This is a genomic window from Rhizobium sp. RSm-3 (assembly GCF_001854685.1).
In the GTDB taxonomy this organism is placed as follows: domain Bacteria; phylum Pseudomonadota; class Alphaproteobacteria; order Rhizobiales; family Rhizobiaceae; genus Rhizobium; species Rhizobium ecuadorense.
On record NZ_MAWZ01000002.1, the window covers coordinates 285764 to 302150 of the forward strand.

The 16387-nt window shown below is 57.8% G+C and carries 14 protein-coding genes; 5 read left to right on the top strand and 9 right to left on the bottom strand.

Translation table 11 applies throughout. The features are described 5' to 3' along the window. The first annotated feature begins 5 nt into the window (after positions 1-5). The 3 genes from BBJ66_RS04540 to BBJ66_RS04550 all read left to right on the top strand — a co-directional run bounded on the left by BBJ66_RS04540 (position 6) and on the right by BBJ66_RS04550 (position 2964). Entirely contained in the window at positions 6-956 is a 951-nt protein-coding gene (locus BBJ66_RS04540; protein ID WP_049735885.1) for an NAD-dependent epimerase/dehydratase family protein, read from the top strand. Next, positions 953-2125: a glycosyltransferase gene (locus tag BBJ66_RS04545; RefSeq protein ID WP_071085272.1), complete on the top strand. Its 1173-nt coding sequence runs from the start codon at positions 953-955 to the stop codon at positions 2123-2125. Before BBJ66_RS04540 ends, BBJ66_RS04545 begins: the two co-directional genes overlap by 4 nt. 62 nt (positions 2126-2187) lie before the next feature. Then, positions 2188-2964: a glycosyltransferase family 2 protein gene (locus BBJ66_RS04550; RefSeq protein ID WP_049735887.1), complete on the top strand. Its 777-nt coding sequence runs from the start codon at positions 2188-2190 to the stop codon at positions 2962-2964. 4 nt (positions 2965-2968) lie between these two features. On the opposite strand, the gene BBJ66_RS04555 is transcribed toward BBJ66_RS04550, so the two are convergent. The 9 genes from BBJ66_RS04555 to BBJ66_RS04595 form a co-directional block, all read right to left on the bottom strand. Then, positions 2969-3793, bottom strand: coding sequence for a Wzz/FepE/Etk N-terminal domain-containing protein (locus tag BBJ66_RS04555; RefSeq protein ID WP_210293539.1), 825 nt, complete (start codon positions 3791-3793; stop codon positions 2969-2971). Between the two features lie 221 nt (positions 3794-4014). Then, positions 4015-6009: a polysaccharide biosynthesis protein gene (locus BBJ66_RS04560; protein ID WP_071085274.1), complete on the bottom strand. Its 1995-nt coding sequence runs from the start codon at positions 6007-6009 to the stop codon at positions 4015-4017. A 122-nt stretch (positions 6010-6131) separates the two neighbouring features. Next, the gene (locus BBJ66_RS04565; protein WP_071085276.1) at positions 6132-6698 is read right to left on the bottom strand and encodes a sugar transferase; all 567 of its coding nucleotides are present in this window, start codon (positions 6696-6698) and stop codon (positions 6132-6134) included. Positions 6699-6981: 283 nt separating this feature from the next. Further along, the gene (gene repC, locus BBJ66_RS04570; protein ID WP_071085278.1) at positions 6982-8274 is read right to left on the bottom strand and encodes a plasmid replication protein RepC; all 1293 of its coding nucleotides are present in this window, start codon (positions 8272-8274) and stop codon (positions 6982-6984) included. Between the two features lie 149 nt (positions 8275-8423). Continuing rightward, on the bottom strand, positions 8424-9476 hold the full coding sequence (repB, locus tag BBJ66_RS04575; protein WP_049732637.1) for a plasmid partitioning protein RepB: 1053 nt from the start codon (positions 9474-9476) through the stop codon (positions 8424-8426). A gap of 42 nt (positions 9477-9518) precedes the next feature. Further along, the gene (repA, locus tag BBJ66_RS04580; RefSeq protein ID WP_049732636.1) at positions 9519-10733 is read right to left on the bottom strand and encodes a plasmid partitioning protein RepA; all 1215 of its coding nucleotides are present in this window, start codon (positions 10731-10733) and stop codon (positions 9519-9521) included. Between the two features lie 274 nt (positions 10734-11007). Next, positions 11008-11247 carry a hypothetical protein gene (locus BBJ66_RS04585; RefSeq protein ID WP_071085280.1) on the bottom strand — a complete coding sequence of 80 codons (240 nt, stop codon included), beginning with the start codon at positions 11245-11247 and terminating at the stop codon, positions 11008-11010. A 129-nt stretch (positions 11248-11376) separates the two neighbouring features. Then, positions 11377-13338, bottom strand: a complete 1962-nt coding sequence (locus BBJ66_RS04590; protein ID WP_071085281.1) for an SARP family transcriptional regulator — start codon at positions 13336-13338, stop codon at positions 11377-11379. A 27-nt stretch (positions 13339-13365) separates the two neighbouring features. After that, complete coding sequence (locus BBJ66_RS04595) at positions 13366-13824, bottom strand: helix-turn-helix domain-containing protein (protein WP_049732223.1); 459 nt, start codon at positions 13822-13824, stop codon at positions 13366-13368. A gap of 355 nt (positions 13825-14179) precedes the next feature. On the opposite strand from BBJ66_RS04595, the gene BBJ66_RS04600 reads away from it, so the two are divergent. Continuing rightward, the gene (locus BBJ66_RS04600) at positions 14180-15382 is read left to right on the top strand and encodes an MFS transporter (RefSeq protein WP_071085283.1); all 1203 of its coding nucleotides are present in this window, start codon (positions 14180-14182) and stop codon (positions 15380-15382) included. A gap of 215 nt (positions 15383-15597) precedes the next feature. Next, positions 15598-16158 carry an FMN reductase gene (msuE, locus tag BBJ66_RS04605; protein ID WP_071085285.1) on the top strand — a complete coding sequence of 187 codons (561 nt, stop codon included), beginning with the start codon at positions 15598-15600 and terminating at the stop codon, positions 16156-16158. Positions 16159-16387: the final 229 nt, after the last annotated feature.

The following is a 16387-nucleotide window of genomic DNA, read 5'->3' on the forward strand; positions in this document are numbered from 1 at the left end:
AAAGAATGGCTCGTATACTCATCACAGGTGCTCACGGATTTATCGGAAGATATCTGGCAAAGTCGCTTGCACTTGCCGGGAACTCCGTTTTCGGCCTTGGGCACGGCACCTGGTCACCACTTCACGCCCAGCGCTGGGGGCTAGTCTCTTGGCATAACGGCGAGGTCGATATCCCCAATCTCCGGTTGATTCAACAGCAGTTTGGGACGGTGGACATTGTGTACCATCTTGCGGGGGGCTCGTCGGTCGGAGCAGCAATCGCAAATCCTCGCGAAGATTTCCACCGCACGGTCAGCTCGAGCATTGAACTGCTTGAATGGATGAGACTGGAGGCCCCTAAAAGCAGCTTAGTGGCGGTTTCTAGTGCTGCTGTTTACGGGGCAGGGCACACAGGTCAGATAGCTGAAACGGCGAAACCCAACCCCTTCTCTCCCTACGGTCATCACAAGCATATAATGGAATCTCTCTGCATCTCCTATTGCGAGAGTTACGAGTTAAAGGTCGTGATCGGTCGTCTGTTTTCAGTTTATGGGGAGGGATTACGCAAGCAATTGCTCTGGGACGTTTGCTCCCAGCTCGAGGTTCATCCTGAGCGACTCCTTCTCGGTGGCAGTGGCAACGAGCTTAGAGACTGGACGGCGGTGACCGACGTCGCGCGCGCGCTGTCGCTTATCCACACCGAGGCGAGCCCCTCGCCAAAAGTTATCAATATCGGCACCGGCCGCGGCACCAATGTTCGTGCGATCGTTGAAGGTATTGCCCAAGCATGGGCGGTCGATACCAATTTGGAAGCCAGGATTGAATTTTCGGGTAAAGCAAGAGCTGGCGACCCTCAAAGCCTGATAGCCCAGTCCGAGCAGCTCGCAGCCCTCGGGTTCGAGTGGCAAAAGGATTTGATGGAAGGCCTCTCAGGCTATGTCAGGTGGTTTCGATCGGAATCCGGTGTGAGATCATGACCCGTATTGCCTTTACGATGATCGGCGGGAAAAACTGGACCGGCGGTTATAACTATCTGATAAATCTCGCCAGGCTGCTGTCCGCTGATCAGAGCAGAGCTCTTACGCCGGTTATGTTCTTTGGAACCGACGTCGATGAAGAAGATATAACTCCATTTGCGGCTCTCAATTGCGTTGAGGTGGTCCGTAGCCCGCTCTTTAACAGATCCAGGAGCTTTAGATCTCTGCTCACCGGTCTCGTCACCGGCGCCGACTGGCGTGTGCGTAAGCTGTTTAGAACTCACCGGATAGATGTCGTGTTTGAGGTGGCACAATTTTTTGGTTTCAATCTCGGCATCCCCGCTATTGCCTGGATCCCAGATTTCCAGCACCGCTTCCTCCCCCATCTCTTCAGTAAGCTTGGCTACTGGAAACGCGATATAGGGTTTAGAATTCAGGTCCTGGGAAAACGCGAGATCATGTTGAGCAGTGAAGACTCGCGCGTCTCGTGCGAAGTTTTCTATCCGTCCTCCCGGGGGCGCACACACGTCGTCAGGTTTGCGGTGCCGCCCAAGGTAGTGATTGTTCCTGCGGCTGCTCGTGCTCTTGCCGACAAATATGGACTGCCTGAGCGATATATCTTCCTTCCCAACCAGTTCTGGCAGCACAAGAACCATCTTCTTGTCGTGGAGGCATTGACGATCCTCCGCCGCCGCGGTCAAGACGTTACTGTCGTAGCATGTGGCAGCCAGTCTGATCCGCGCGATCCCTCTTATTTTCCGCGTGTGAAGGCTGCTATCGACGGTTCCGGTCTCTCCTCAAACTTCATTCTTCTCGGTCTTATCCCATATGGCGATCTTGCTCCACTCGCAACCGCTAGTATGGCCTTGCTGAATCCATCTCTCTTCGAAGGATGGAGCACGACGGTCGAAGAGGCCCTGTCGTGGGGCGTGCCGTTGATTTTGTCGGATTTGGACGTCAACAGGGAACAGGCGGGCGAAGTGGCCGTATTTTTCGACCGCCATGACGCACAGGCGCTTGCAGACGCACTTGCTTCGGCAAATCTGTCTTCGCCGGATATTCTGTTCGAACGGGCGGCGAAGGCACAGGCCATCGCGAATGAACGCGTCGACCGCTTCATCACTGATTTCCATGCGCTTGTTCAACGGGCTGCCACCGAACGCCGGTAGCAAACCACAGTAGAAGGCCGGGGGACCTCGCCTCTACCCACCAGCTATGAAAGTAAGTGTGAATGCGCGAACCGAAAATTTCAATCATCACCGTTGTCTTCAATAACGAAGCCACGATTGCTGATACGATCGAATCCGTTCGCGCTCAAAACTATCCGAATATGGAGTATATCGTCGTCGACGGACTCTCAAAGGACCGCACGCTTGATCGGATCAACGAACGCCGCGATGTTATCACGCGCCTGGTTTCCGAAGAGGACTTCGGCATCTATGATGCTATGAATAAAGGAATAAGTCTTGCGACCGGCGATGTTATCGGCTTCATCAATGGAGACGACTTCTACATGCCGGGCGCTGTGGCAAAGGTCGCGGAGGCGTTCCGGGATCCGGCCTTGGACGCATGTTACGGGGATCTCTGCTATGTTCGGCAAGACGATACCTCAAAGATCGTGCGCGACTGGCGCTCTTCGCCTTTTGTACCTCGGGCTTTCGAAGAAGGCTGGTGCCCGCCTCATCCGACCTTCTTTGTTCGGCGCGAGGTCTACAAGCGCCTTGGGTCATTTGACCTCCGTTATGGGATTGCTGCTGATGTAGAATTAATGATGCGCTTTCTGGAACGCCACCGTATCAAGTCGAAATACCTGCCCGGCATTATGGTGAAGATGCGAATGGGCGGCACGACAAATCGCAGCTGGAAGAATATCCTGCAGCAAAACAAAGAAATTCTACTTGCGCTTGAAACTCACGGGTTGAGAGCCAGCCCAGTACATTTCTTCTCTAAGAAGCTTGTATCGCGGGGCATGCAGGTACTTCGTGCGGCCTTGCTCAGGGTGCGCTAACGCATTAGCCGTTCGACCGGCTACGGCGATTTCGCTGCATGAGGTATGCGCTTTTAAGGATGTTGACCAGAACGCCGATAACGAACCCGACAAAGAGACCTGCAGTCAGAATAGTTATCTTGGTCGGGGAGACGGCATTTGATGGAGCGTAAATTGGGGTAAGCAGAGTTGCAGACTTGCTTAATTCTAGTTTACCCGTCAAGTCGGCAATGTCCTTACGCAATGCGATCGCATCGTCGCGTGTCGCGAGATATATTGCCTGCTGCCATCCGGAATCCTGCGCCTCCTTCAGGAGCTTCGAATTTTCCACGAGTTGATCCTGCAGTGACTTGATTTGGGATTTCAGATGTTCCGAGCTGGTGGAGGCAACCAACGTCTGCTGTTCTTGAACCCCCCGCACGATCGCGGCGACGCACTGCCGCGCCAATTCAGCGGTTGGGGCAGTAAAGGAAATTGCGATGATGTCATTGGGAACTGATGGTGCCGTCACCCTCACATTTTGCGAAATCTGTTCGGCGGTTACCGGGCCGCCGTCGGAGCACGCGGAGACGATCTGCTGATCGAAAGCTGATGGAGATCGCAGACGAAAAGTAACATGCTCACGAGGCTCCACAAGAGCGACGGCATCAGGATCGAGCTGTGTCGGAGCCGACGTGGTTGCGAGCACTAGTTGCGCTGAGGCTTGATAGTAAGGTTGGCTACGCCAGAGGAACACGCCTGCCAGTGCAACTCCAATGGAGCAGCACACAATAATGATGGCCATGCCACGTCTTAGAAAGGAAACAACAGAGAATAGATTAATTTCCTCGTCAAATAATCTTTTTTCCATGATCGCAGCTTTCAGAATCCGCCATAGGCTCCAATTTAGCAAAGAATTTCATAGCAGCTGGGAGCCTAATGACGCTTCAATCCTATCGGACCTCCAATGTCAATCGTCAAAAGACTGCAACCTGGGCTTATCACGATGCCTGATGGGATCCCGTTAACCGCACGGCTATGCAGATCTTCGCCGGCCTCGTCGCGGTGATTTTACGGACTCCGCAGCCACGTTCACGCCGCCGTATTGGTTTCTACGCCGACCAAAGCAAAATCCGAGACCTCACCTGTCGAAGAATAGCCGGAAACAAGCTCAGCCAATGTTGCACGTGCAGCGATCATATCGTTGCGATCCAATGCCGCATTGAGCGCGTTGAGCTTTTTCAAAAGCTCCGGCCAGAACAGGAAATCCTCACGCGCCTTCATGATCCGGGGATGTTCGGTTGTCTCAGGATTATCGCCGATCAGCAGCTCTTCATAGAGCTTCTCGCCGGGTCTGAGACCGGTCACGGAAAGCTCGATATCCCCTTCGGGACTGTTCTCGTCGCGGACGGTCAATCCGGAAAGCTCCACCATCTTGCGGGCGAGATCGGCAATGCGAACCGGTTCTCCCATATCGAGCAGGAAAACATCGCCGCCCTCGCCCATCGCGCCGGCCTGGATGACCAGCTGCGAGGCTTCCGAAATGGTCATGAAATAGCGGGTTATCTCGCGATGTGTCAGGGTAACGGGGCCGCCTTCCTTGATCTGCTGCCGGAACAGCGGCACGACGGATCCGGAGGAGCCGAGGACGTTTCCGAAGCGGACCATGGAAAAATTCGTTCGCAGTCTGTCGGTCGCCGATTCTGCCGCGAGCGCCTGCAGAACCATCTCCGCCAGCCTCTTGCTGGCACCCATTACATTTGTCGGACGCACGGCCTTATCCGTACTGATCAGCACGAAATTCGAGACGCCGTATTTATGCGCCGCGCGTGCCGCAACAAGCGTCCCCATGACGTTGTTCTTGATGCCTTCGACGGCATTGTGTTCGACAAGCGGCACATGCTTGTAAGCGGCGGCATGATAAAGCGTCTGCGGGCGCCAGCTCTGGATGATGTGCTCCATGCGATCCTGATCGCGGACGGAACAGAGGATCGGAACGATCTGCAGATTTTCATGCTCGTAGAGTTCGGCCAGCTTCCGCAATTCGGCATCGATATTATAAAGCGCAAACTCGTTCTGATCGATGAGGATCAGGCTGGAAGGCGCGTTGCGCAGAATCTGGCGGCATAACTCGCCACCGATCGAGCCGCCGGCGCCGGTGACCATCACCACCTTGTTGCGCATCGCCTTGTCGAGCAGCTCCTGGCGCGGCGCCACCGCTTCTCTGCCCAGCAGATCTTCGATCTCCAGCTCACGAATGTCGGAGACGGCGACCCGTCCCTGAGCAAGCGCCGTGAGATCCGGCAATGTGCGAACATTCACCCTGGCCTTGCGGATATGCTCCAGGATTTCGTTGCGCCGCTGCCGGGAGGCCGATGGCAGCGCAAGAAGCACATTGTGCACGCCAAGGGCTTCGGCAAGCACCGGAAGATCCGAGGGGTCATAGATCGGCAAGCCACCCATGACGCCGCCCTTGAGGCGCGGATCATCATCCAGATAGCCGACGACTTTGAGTTCGGCGCTGTTCGTCAGGGCAGCCGCCAGTTGCCGCCCGGCCTTCCCGGCCCCATAGATCAGCACCTTCGCGAGCATATTCTGGTGAAGGATACGCTGGTAGGCATCCCCGAGCCAATAGCGGATACCCAATCGCGACAGCCCGATCCCGATCAGCAGCAGGAAAGGCTGGAGAATGCCGACGGTTCTCGGAACACCCGGCACGCTGAGAGCCGTAAATATCGTCATGAAGGCGAAGCCGTAGATCGCAATCGCCTTTAAAACAGTAATGAACGCAGCCAGATTGGCATAACGGAAGATCGCCCGATACATGCCCATGACGATGAAGATGGGAAGGGCCATGCATAGCGAAACGAAAACCGGCAGCCACTGCACGCCGGTCAGCACCGTCCATTCGTTCAGCCGGAAGCAATAGGCCAGCCAGATCGTCAGAACACAAAAGCTGGAATCCACCAGCAAAGCCAGAGCGCGTTTGGCAACCCGCGGCATCGCCAGCAAAGGGGCGACGAGCGCTTGCATCGGCACCAACAACCATCGTGAGCGCGATGTCTCAGAGGGAGAATTTTCGGGCATCGCTTACCAGCGTCTCGCAGATCTACAGACAACCACCTTCTTGTCGCTTTCTGCAACGAGCGCAACTGAAATAATCGGAAACCAAGGTCTTCCGCACCGCTTATCTATCAGAAGTAGGTAGCCTAATGCCGTATTCCCTTGCGCCGGATGACCTTGCCTGCGGTCAGAAACAGGATGCGCATGTCGAAGCCGAATGAACGCCGCTTAAGATATTCGACGTCGAATTTCACCTTCTCCGGAACAGGCAACTCGTCGCGGCCGTTGATCTGCGCCCACCCGGTCAATCCGGGCAGAAGCTTGTCGACCCCATGCACCGTCCGCAACTCGATCAGATCATCCTGATTGTAGAGCGCCGGCCGTGGGCCGACGAAACTCATCTTGCCCCCCAGAATGCACCAGAGTTGCGGCAGTTCGTCGAGGCTCGATTTGCGCAGAAACGATCCGATAGGTGTCAAAAACCGATCCGGGTTCACGAGCAGATGCGTGGCGACGGTTGGCGTATCGACGCGCATGCTGCGGAATTTCGGCATCAGGAAGATCTGGTTGAGGCGACCGACACGTTTTGACCAATAGAGGATTGGTCCCGGCGAGGTAAGGCGAACACAAAGAGCGACGACGAGAATTGGGACGAGCAGGATCGCAGACGCTATCAAAGCCAGGAAAAAATCCACCGCCCGTTTCAAACCCATGCTCCACAGCTCTTCCATGCTTACCGGCGGTTTCTGCCTTTGCGCCATCGCCTTGCCGTATCGTCAAAAAAGCATCTCCAGTCAACTGCAGTCCATCGTGTTCCGCGATGGACGGGCTTGGTCAATCACCACTTGTCCCTCCCCCTGGCTTCGCGAAGCCGAGCAGCCTCTAACTCATTGATCTCAAGCCGAGAAGCTCCCAATCAGAAGTTATCTCCATCTTCATTTCCGTCACATTTCGTTAACCATAAAAGTTGCGCCGGATAGGCCGCGAAGTGAAGCTTCATCCTGTCTTCCCTCTCACCGGCGAATTGGTGCGGGCGAGGGCCATCAACATTGGACCGATGGCGAATTCACCTTTCTCGGCGCGGCGTGTCAGATCGCGCAGATAACCGCCGGCGGAATTGATATGCCCTGCCCTTTCCAGGACGCAGGCCATGACGGTGGCAGCGTTTTCGCTGCCCATGATCTCGCAAGCCTCTTCATAGGCCGACGGGCTGACGCCGAGCATCGAACGTACCGCGACAGCCGCGGCCATCAGATCGCGCCATGTGCCGACCGAGCCCTGGGGCCCATAGGCTGCAATCTCAGGGCAGGCCTGCAGCACCAGCCCCAGCGGGAAGGATTTGAGCCCCCCGTTGGCGACGGAGGAAGCCCGTGTCCCGGAGACATACTCGTTCCTCCCTCCGTCTTTCTGTATCTGGGCTATCGGTTCGGCCCGACCTGCAGATCGATCCTCTGCCGTCGCGCCCTGCTTCGGTTCGAAGCCTGGTTCAGATTCAGAAGTGAAATGTGGGTTTGAATTCTGTATGTGCCGCTCAGAATGTTGGGCATTGCCGCTTTGATTGTGGGTTTTAATCTGCATTTCCAACTGATTGGTGATTTCCTCGCGCAGCAGTTCCAACTCGTCGACTGCGGATGCGACCTGCGCGGCGGATGGCGACCGCGGCAACCGTTCGACGACATGGCGAAAGTGCAGATGGATCGCATCCCAATCGCCGGCAGCCCCCTCCTCCAACGCCATCTCGATAAGCTTGGCGACGTCGCGCCGGCAAAGCGTCAGCCGCTCTCTGAGCCGCTGCAGGTGCAGTCGTTCCGCAACCACCTCCGCCGCCAGCCGCTCGATCTCCTCGGCGCGCGCGAGCAGCGGCGCCAGCGAGAAACCGAATGCCTCGCGCAGCCCTCCACCCTGCTCCTTGCGGGCGTAGCGCTTGCCGTTCGGGCTATCCTTGCGGATCAGCAGCCCGGCCTCGATCAAGCTCGCCAGGTGCCGGCGGATGGTCTGCTCCGCCATTCCATGCGCACGCAGAGAAAGCTGTGCATTGGAAGGAAACACGACAAGCCCGTTGTCTTCAGAGATCTCTCCTTTCGGATAAAAGCTCAGCAAGGCGTTCAGAATAGCGAGCGCCCGGTCGGTGACGCCGAGCAGCGGCCTGGCCTCGCACAGCGCACGATAGAGTTTCCACTTATCAATTGATTGGCCGGGCTCGATCTTTCGAGCAGTCGCCTGGCTTGCCAGCATGCCAAACGTCATCGGCCGCCGCCCGAAGGGCGTCGTCACACTTCCGCTTTCCATTGTCTTCGCCTTCTTCAAGGCAAAAGATCGCAGCTCACCAAATTCGGTGCCAAAGACTCTTGACTATGATTCGCGGAAATGTGATTCTCTGGGTGTCTAGATCAGAGAGGGCTTCCGCGACGGCAACGTTCGGGGGCCTTTTCTTTTGCTTATTGATCTCCGTTCTTCGTCAAATCCTGTGTCTTCTCGAACGCCTCGTAGAGACGATCCAGATTGCTGGCGATATAGGCCCCAAAGGCAGACGCCTTCTCCGCCTTCAGCGCGATGGTGAACTGTTTCCCGTCATCCTTGAACTTCGCCTTGACCGCGCCGTCCTTGCGCTGCCATGCGTGAGCCGCGGGCTGAGGCGCCGCGATCGATGACGTCGATTGCTGCCGCCTGCTGACGAAGGCAACCAGCATATCGAAGCGGGCATCCGGTTCCGCCGTCTCGAATTCCGCCGACCTGCTGAACTCGATCGCCCGGGCAGATATGTTTTCGGTCTCGAATTTTACCGATAGGTCGTGCCAGCGGTCACGGCCGGTGGTCTTTGCCGCACCGATTGCGGCCAGGACTTCGGCTGGGATTCGCTTGGTGACGGACAGCATCTTGGAAACCGTCGTCTTGTCGGCGCTGAGCGCCGACATGATCGTTTCCCTATCGAAACCCAGCGTGTCGAGCTTGTCGGCGAACATCGTCCGCTCGATGAAAGAGAGATCGGCGCGCGCCGAATTCTCCTGACCCTGCGCGATGACATGGTCGCGATCGTCAAGTTTCTTGACCACGGCGCGGACAGGCCGGCCGAGTTCTTTGGCAGCCCGGGCACGACGATGGCCGAAAGCGATCTGATAGCGGCCATCCTTCTCCGGATGCGGGCGGACGAGGATCGGAGAATCCTGACCACGCAGACGGATCGCCTCGACCAACTCGCGAAACTGTTCGTCGGCATGCGCCAGCCGGTCCGTGACGAACGAATCTTCGATCAGCGCAGGATCGAGATCAATCACCGTCTCGCCGGTCGCCAGCTTCTCTTCGATCGCTTTGGCCGCATCCGCCTTGGCGGCCAGCGCATCGATACTGCGGGTGACCGCTCCGAGAGCGCCGATCCCTTTATAGGTGATCTGCTGTTTCTCGTCCCTCTGGAGCGGCTCATCCTCATTGTTTACCGCAGTAAACTTCTTGGAATCGTCCATCAGGCCCGAGAGGAGATTCTTACGCGCCATCAGCTAGCTCCTCGCCGCGGTTTACCGCAGTAAACTTCTCGGTCATTTCCGCCCCCAGGCCTTATGAATGAGATCCCCGATCTCATTGTTGACGGCATCCATCGCCTCCATGGCGCGGTCATAGGTCGCGCGGGTAAACTGGCTCCGCTCGACCTCATAAAGCGTCTGGTTGGTCATCGCCGCATCCGAGATCGCAACGCTGCGCAACATCGGATTGGTCAGCACATGGTTCTTGAACATCGAACGCATGAAAGCGACCATCTGCGTCTGCGGCCCGTCCTGCGGGTCGTAGCGGGTGACGAGATAACGCAGCCAGTCGAGGTTCATGTCGCCGCCGGCACCCTTCAGCGTATTCAGCACTTCGCCGAGCATCTGCAGGAACTGGCACATCGACATAACATCGAGCATCTGAGGATGGACGGTGATCAGAACCGCCGTTGCGCCGCAAATGGCGCTCATGGTCAAAAAGCCGAGCTGGGGAGGGCAGTCGATGATGACGACATCGTAATCGTCGGCGACCGAGGACAGCGCCTCGTCAAGCCGCGCGAAAAAGACGCGCCCATAGTCGCCCGCCTTGCCCTGAGCAAGCACGCGCGGCGTATCATGCTCGAATTCCATCAGCTCGAGATTGCCCGGCACCAGATGCAGGTTCGGGAAATTCGTCGGCCGGATGATCTCCCGGAGCGGTCGCCGCTGATCGTCGTAGCGAATGGCGGCGTAGAGCGTCTCATTCTCGTTGACGTCGAATTCAGGCTGAAAGCCGTGGATGGCGGAGAGAGAGGCCTGCGGGTCGAGGTCGACGGCGAGCACACGGTGGCCGGTCAGCGCAAGGTGCTGGGCAAGATGCGCGGCACTCGTGGTCTTGCCGCTGCCGCCCTTGAAATTGACGACGGCAACGACCTGGAGATGTTCGCTGCCTTGGCGGTGACGCATATAATGCGTTCCGGCCCGGGCATTGTGCTCCAGGAAGGTGCGCATCTCTTCCATCTGCTCGGCCGTATAGGACCGGCGGCCCGACGGCGTGACCTGGGGAAGGGCGCCCTTGCCTTCCAGCGACAGATTGCGAAGATAACCACTGGTCACGCCGAGAAAACGCGCCACCTCGGCCAGCTGAAATTCCCTCAAACCCTTCAGCGCGCGCGGCGGAAACATTTCGAGCCGATGCTGCTTCAGCTTGTCGGATAGCTCCTGCGCCTGACCAATAATCAGTTGGTCGACATCGGAAATTGCTTTTTCTATCTGCGGTGCCATATTCATGGAAATCTCGAAAATGCGATTTAAAAGCCCTGCAAGCTTTGAAACCGCATTTAGCGCCGATTCTGGAGGGGTGGCAAGGCAAATAGGGTTAACAACACCCTACCGCTGGGTTGTCCAATCTTTTTCAAAGGCTTGGACATGCCCGCCCTATGGCGGGGTCCACCCGGCAATCGCGTCTTGACGGACCGAATCGCCGCAACGAAAATCGCGTCGGCATCATAGCCGATCGCAATAAGCAGGAATCCAAATATCGATGCGCGTAGCGCGCCGAGCTTCAGTGCCGCGTGCCGAGCAGACTACTGTCCTGGCCGCCTTCGGGAGAAAGGGATACGCCGCTTCTGTCGAGGTCCTGCAGCAGGGCGCCGAGCGCAAGGTCCAGGCAATAGGCGGAGAATTCGGCGTTCAGGTCTTTGGCGTTCTCTCGGGCATAGGCAACGAGCCTGGCGAGCGATACCAGCTCCTTGAGCTCTTCGTCACTTTTCGGCGTGATCGTTGCTTCGGTTGCGTCGTACATCTGAGAACTCTCCTGCTTCCCTTGCCGGTGTATGCCGGCAGAGCAAAGTCAGTTTAATCCTCTTGAACGAAAAACGCGCGTGACACAGGCGTGACAGGACCTGCCGGCTTACAGTTTCGGGGCCAGACTTCAGAAGCCGGCCCTGCGCAACGCCTCGCGATACTGTTCCTTCTGCCATTGCTCTTTGAAAGGGACGACCGAAAGCCATTTGTCGACATCGAAATCCGGATAGATCTCGCGCACCTTGCGCATATAGATACGCGCGTTTTTCATATCGCCGAGCATGGCCCAGCAGGCAGCCGAAAGCCGGTCCGCCGGTGTGCGGTCGTCCATAATGGAGATCTGCTCGAGCGCCTCGGCATAATGGCCGAGGGCGAAATTCGCCCCGGCCGCCGTCCAGAGATAGTCGGTCGGGCACAGCGGGTTGAGGGAAATGGCCCGCTCGATCTTGGCCAGTGCATCGGCAGGGCGCGACGCGTGGACGAGCGTATCGGCATAACTTGCGATGCCATCGGCATAATGCGGGCTCAGCTCTTCGGCGAGCTTCAACGCCAGGACGCTTTCATCGATGTCCCCGAGATAGAGCTTGGCAACGCCGAGTTCACGAAAGCCGGCCGCAAACGAAGGATCGGCGACGATTGCCCGGTTCGCATAGTCCTCCGCAAGGCCGAGCAACTGGCTGTCGCCGCGTGCCGTCAGCAGCCACTCGACGAGATACGTGCGTGACAATCCGCTGAGCGCAGGGGCAAAATGTGTGCTGTGTTGAAGCGCCTCGCGGAAAGCCTTTCGAGAGCGGCGCACGTCGGGGAGGGCAAGCCGCTTCACATCCCGCAGACCGAGAAGGTAGCTGTGATACGCGGCCGAATTACCCTCGAAGGAATCGCGCATGGTTTCATGCCGGCGGACCTGACCGGCAAGCTCTCTGGCAATCTGCCGTGCGATGTCGCGCCGGTGGCTTATCAGTTCGTATTTCTCGAGGCTGAAACGCTCGGCCCAGATGACTTCATCGCTACCGGCATGGATCAGCTGGACAAAGAGCGCAGGGATGCCCGCGCTATGGCTTAGCCTGGTGTCGAGAACGTATGAAATCGAATGGCGCTTGATCAGCTGATCCTTGTCGGCGTTGCGTGCGATACGGGCGGCCGTATGGGGCGCCACCACCGAAACCGTATTCAGCGCGCAAAGACCGATGGTCACGTCCTCGATCAGCGCCTCGGAGAGCATCGGCAAAGCACCGATCGTATCCGTCCCGCCCGGCGGCAGCAGCACCAGACGGGGCAGGGGGCCACGGGGTAGGGGACCAGGAACCCGAACGCCGTCGGTGAGCGGCACCGCGAAGCTCTGCAGTTGTTGACCGCCGTCAAAAATTTTGCGGACCTCTCCCAGCGCCTGGACGTCAAGGCCGATATCGAATGCGCTTTCCAGCTCATGCTTGCTCGTCTCGAAAAGCCGGCGGGCTTTCTCCAGCTGTCCTTCGGACTCATAGGCCTCAAGAAGGATACGACGAATGTTTTCGTCATCAGGCGCCTCGCGGAAAATCCTGAGCGCCGCCTCCTTGATCAGGCTCACATCCTCTCGCGACCGCGCCATCGGCAGCGCCGTCTTCAGCGCATCCACAAGAACCGCCATGTGCCGGTCGCGCTGGCCGGCGATCCATTGCCGCGTACTGGCGCTTTGGTCGGTGAGCCCAGCCAGGAAATCCTGGCGAAAGATGGCAACCAGCCGCTGCAGCTTGCCAAGGGCGCCTTCGCCTTCGGGGTTGGCAAGTTCAAAGAAATCACCGGAAAAGGCATCCGGCCTGACCCGCACACCGGTCGCCGTGAAGGCCAGAAGTTCGGCGCCCAGCTCGGTCTGACGCATCTGAATACGCGATATGGTTTTGCGCAGGTTGGCCATGATGTCAGAATTGTCATGGCTGTCCCACAAGAACCGCGCCAGCGCCGAGCGCGGATATTCGCTCCCGGCTCCGTCCCGCAGATCACGGTCCAGCAGATAACAAATCGCCAGCAGGCCTTTTTCCGGGAACGCCGCAGGTCGCCCTGCCTGGTCGATCAGTCGCAACTCACCAAATGACTCGAGCCTGAGCTTCATGCGGATAGTGCCTGCCGATATGCCTGACTATTCTCCGAGCGGAAGGGTGATATCCGCCACAGGGACACCCAATGTTACACCGCCGCTTTCCGCTTGCGCCATCGCCTTCACCAATTGGATGATGGTTTCACGGATATTCCGGTCGGCGATCTTCAGAAAGGCGCGATTGAGCACCAATCCCTCTTTCGTTCGCAGGAATTCGGCGACCGGATCAGTATTTGCGGGCAGATCCAGCCCTTGCAACGTCAACGGCTCGGAATTTTCCTGTTCGAAGAAGAAGCTCGGCGACGTGTGAAGCACATCGGCTATCCGCTGCAGACGGCTCGCACCGATGCGGTTGATGCCCTTCTCGTATTTCTGAACCTGCTGAAAGGTCACGCCGATTTGCTCGGCAAGCCGTTCCTGGCTCATTCCAAGCAACTGCCGGCGCATTCTTATACGCGCCCCGACATAGCCGTCTATTGCATTCGGTGTCTTGACATTCATCGCGTGTTTCAGCCTCGATCGCATTTTCAATCAGCGCAGCTGTAGTATTCCCCGCCCCGGTTTTCCATGATTGTTTTCACATCGCCTACCATATAGCCGATGATCGCAACCGAGTGTGGTAGGAAAACCCCCGTCCGGCAAGAGGTGAAGCGACGCAGAATGAAGCGGCAAAAGGGCAAATCGAACAAAAGCCGTACCGATCCTGATGAAACTGGGCTGTAATTGCCGCCCGCCTTACGCTAAATCCACGTCAGCGACCGTCGCTTGATCATCTTCCCCAGCCCCGATCGCCCGAAATCCATCGAACAAAGCGACGCGGCACGGCAACCAACCGGGCCGTCCAGGAGAAATGCCCATGGCAACCGTTGCCGAGCGTGCGCCCCGTTTCGAAAAAACTACGATGTCCATCCTGGTGGCGGTCAGCTTCTGCCACATGCTGAACGACATCATGCAGTCGCTGCTCGCCTCACTCTATCCGCTGTTCAAGGCGAACTACGATCTCAGTTTCGCGCAGATCGGTCTCCTCACCATGACGTTCCAGGTCACGGCGTCGCTGCTGCAGCCGCTGGTCGGCATCGTCACCGACCGCTGGCCGATGCCCTATTCGCTGCCGGTCGGCATGGCGAGCACTTTCTGCGGGCTCATCCTGCTCGGCAATGCCGGCAGTTTCGCCCTGCTTTTGGTTGCGGCCAGCCTGATCGGCTTCGGCTCGGCGGTCTTCCATCCGGAATCCTCGCGCGTCGCCCGTCTTGCCTCCGGCGGCCGCCACGGTTTCGCTCAGTCGTTTTTCCAGGTCGGCGGCAATGCCGGCCAGGCGATCGGTCCGCTGCTCGCCGCCTTCATCGTGCTGCCGCTCGGCCAACACAGCGTCTCCTGGTTTGCCGCCATCGCCATGATCGGCATGGTCGTGCTGAGCTGGGTCGGAAACTGGTATATTGGCCATCGTCGCCAGAACGCCAGCAAGCCGGCGGTGAGCCGGGCTCTGCCGCTGCCGCAGAACAGGGTCGTCTGGGCGCTGCTGATCCTCGTGCTGCTGACAGCGACGAAGAATGTCTACATGGCGAGCGTGTCGAGCTATTTCACCTTCTATGTCATCGACAAGTTTGCGCTGAGCGTCCAGCAGGCGCAGCTGATGCTCTTTCTCTTCCTCGGCTCGGTCGCCGTCGGCACGTTCCTCGGCGGGCCGATCGGCGATCGCTTCGGCGCCCGTTTCGTCATCTGGTTCTCGATTCTCGGCGTCATTCCTTTCGCGCTGCTGCTGCCCTATGCAAACCTGTTCTGGACGAGCGTGCTCAGCATCGTCATCGGCCTGATCTTCGCTTCGGCTTTTTCGGCGATCGTCGTCTTCGCACAGGAACTGGTGCCCGGCCGCGTCGGGCTGATCGCCGGCGTCTTCTTCGGTTTTGCGTTCGGGGCAGGGGGGCTGGGTGCAGCACTGCTCGGCAGTTTCGCCGATACCCATAGCATCGATTTCGTCTACCGTATCTGCTCCTATCTGCCGCTTCTCGGTCTGCTGACGATCTTCCTGCCGCGCATCCCGAAGCCAAAACCAGTCTGAGGCGATATAGCGCTTCGACAACGCATCGACCTGGAATATCCGCCATATTCCGGGCTCAATGCGTGATGCGGTGTCGCAAGCAGGCGATCACCTGCGGATGAGAATGTATTTTTCTCCTCATCTTGATGAAGAGGATAGGCTTGCTTTAATCCACTATTTTTATAGATAATATCTGTCCAATAATCGGTCGCGGCACGATATCGGAAGGAAATGGCATGTCTGCTTACAAACTGGTCGGCCTGGCGGGTAGCTTCAACCGTCCCTCGAAGACTTTCGCACTGGTCGAAAACATCGCCGGCCTTGCCGGTGAAAAATACGGCTTCGAGAACACCCTCTACGACCTCACCGATGTCGGCCCCTCGCTTGGCCAGGCGCTGCGCCGCGGCGATCTCGACAGCCGCGCAAAAGAAGTCATCGATGACATTGTCAATGCCGATCTGCTGGTCATCGGCGCGCCGACCTATAAGGGCAGCTATCCCGGCCTGTTCAAACATCTGATCGACCTGATCGACCCGCATGAGCTACGCGCCAAGCCGATCGTCATCACCGCGACAGGCGGCGGTGACCGGCACGCGCTGATGGTCGAGCATCAGCTGCGCCCGCTCTTCGGCTTCTTCATGTCGCACACGCTGCCGACGGCCGTCTATGCGTCCGATCGCGACTTCACCGATTACCGCGTCTCATCCGAACCGCTTGCCAAGCGAATTGGAGAAGTCATCGGCGAGCTTTCGACTTTCTTTCCCGCCCGCACGCAGGCCCTCATTGCTGCCGAGTAAAAGGTCGCGGAAACAGGCTCGAAGGCGGCGCTCCGAGGGCGCCGCCTTCATTTTTAGAATATGCTTATAAGCCGCGATCAATCCATAAATTTGGTAGAAATTTATCCTGCCGATATCGATGGCAGGGCAAGAGTTTTTCCGACCCTTCCTTCATATCAGACTTTCCTGCTTCGCTCCCGATCCACGCATTTGCCAATATTCGCCTGCTCGGGGCGTTCGGCCTCATTCA

Coding starts and splice junctions, on each gene's coding strand:
- BBJ66_RS04540 (WP_049735885.1), top strand. CDS start 6: ATGGCTCGTATACTCATCACAGGTGCTCACGGATTTATCGGAAGATAT.
- BBJ66_RS04545 (WP_071085272.1), top strand. CDS start 953: ATGACCCGTATTGCCTTTACGATGATCGGCGGGAAAAACTGGACCGGC.
- BBJ66_RS04550 (WP_049735887.1), top strand. CDS start 2,188: ATGCGCGAACCGAAAATTTCAATCATCACCGTTGTCTTCAATAACGAA.
- BBJ66_RS04555 (WP_210293539.1), bottom strand. CDS start 3,793: ATGGAAAAAAGATTATTTGACGAGGAAATTAATCTATTCTCTGTTGTT.
- BBJ66_RS04560 (WP_071085274.1), bottom strand. CDS start 6,009: ATGCCCGAAAATTCTCCCTCTGAGACATCGCGCTCACGATGGTTGTTG.
- BBJ66_RS04565 (WP_071085276.1), bottom strand. CDS start 6,698: ATGGGTTTGAAACGGGCGGTGGATTTTTTCCTGGCTTTGATAGCGTCT.
- repC (WP_071085278.1), bottom strand. CDS start 8,274: ATGGAAAGCGGAAGTGTGACGACGCCCTTCGGGCGGCGGCCGATGACG.
- repB (WP_049732637.1), bottom strand. CDS start 9,476: ATGGCGCGTAAGAATCTCCTCTCGGGCCTGATGGACGATTCCAAGAAG.
- repA (WP_049732636.1), bottom strand. CDS start 10,733: ATGAATATGGCACCGCAGATAGAAAAAGCAATTTCCGATGTCGACCAA.
- BBJ66_RS04585 (WP_071085280.1), bottom strand. CDS start 11,247: ATGTACGACGCAACCGAAGCAACGATCACGCCGAAAAGTGACGAAGAG.
- BBJ66_RS04590 (WP_071085281.1), bottom strand. CDS start 13,338: ATGAAGCTCAGGCTCGAGTCATTTGGTGAGTTGCGACTGATCGACCAG.
- BBJ66_RS04595 (WP_049732223.1), bottom strand. CDS start 13,824: ATGAATGTCAAGACACCGAATGCAATAGACGGCTATGTCGGGGCGCGT.
- BBJ66_RS04600 (WP_071085283.1), top strand. CDS start 14,180: ATGGCAACCGTTGCCGAGCGTGCGCCCCGTTTCGAAAAAACTACGATG.
- msuE (WP_071085285.1), top strand. CDS start 15,598: ATGTCTGCTTACAAACTGGTCGGCCTGGCGGGTAGCTTCAACCGTCCC.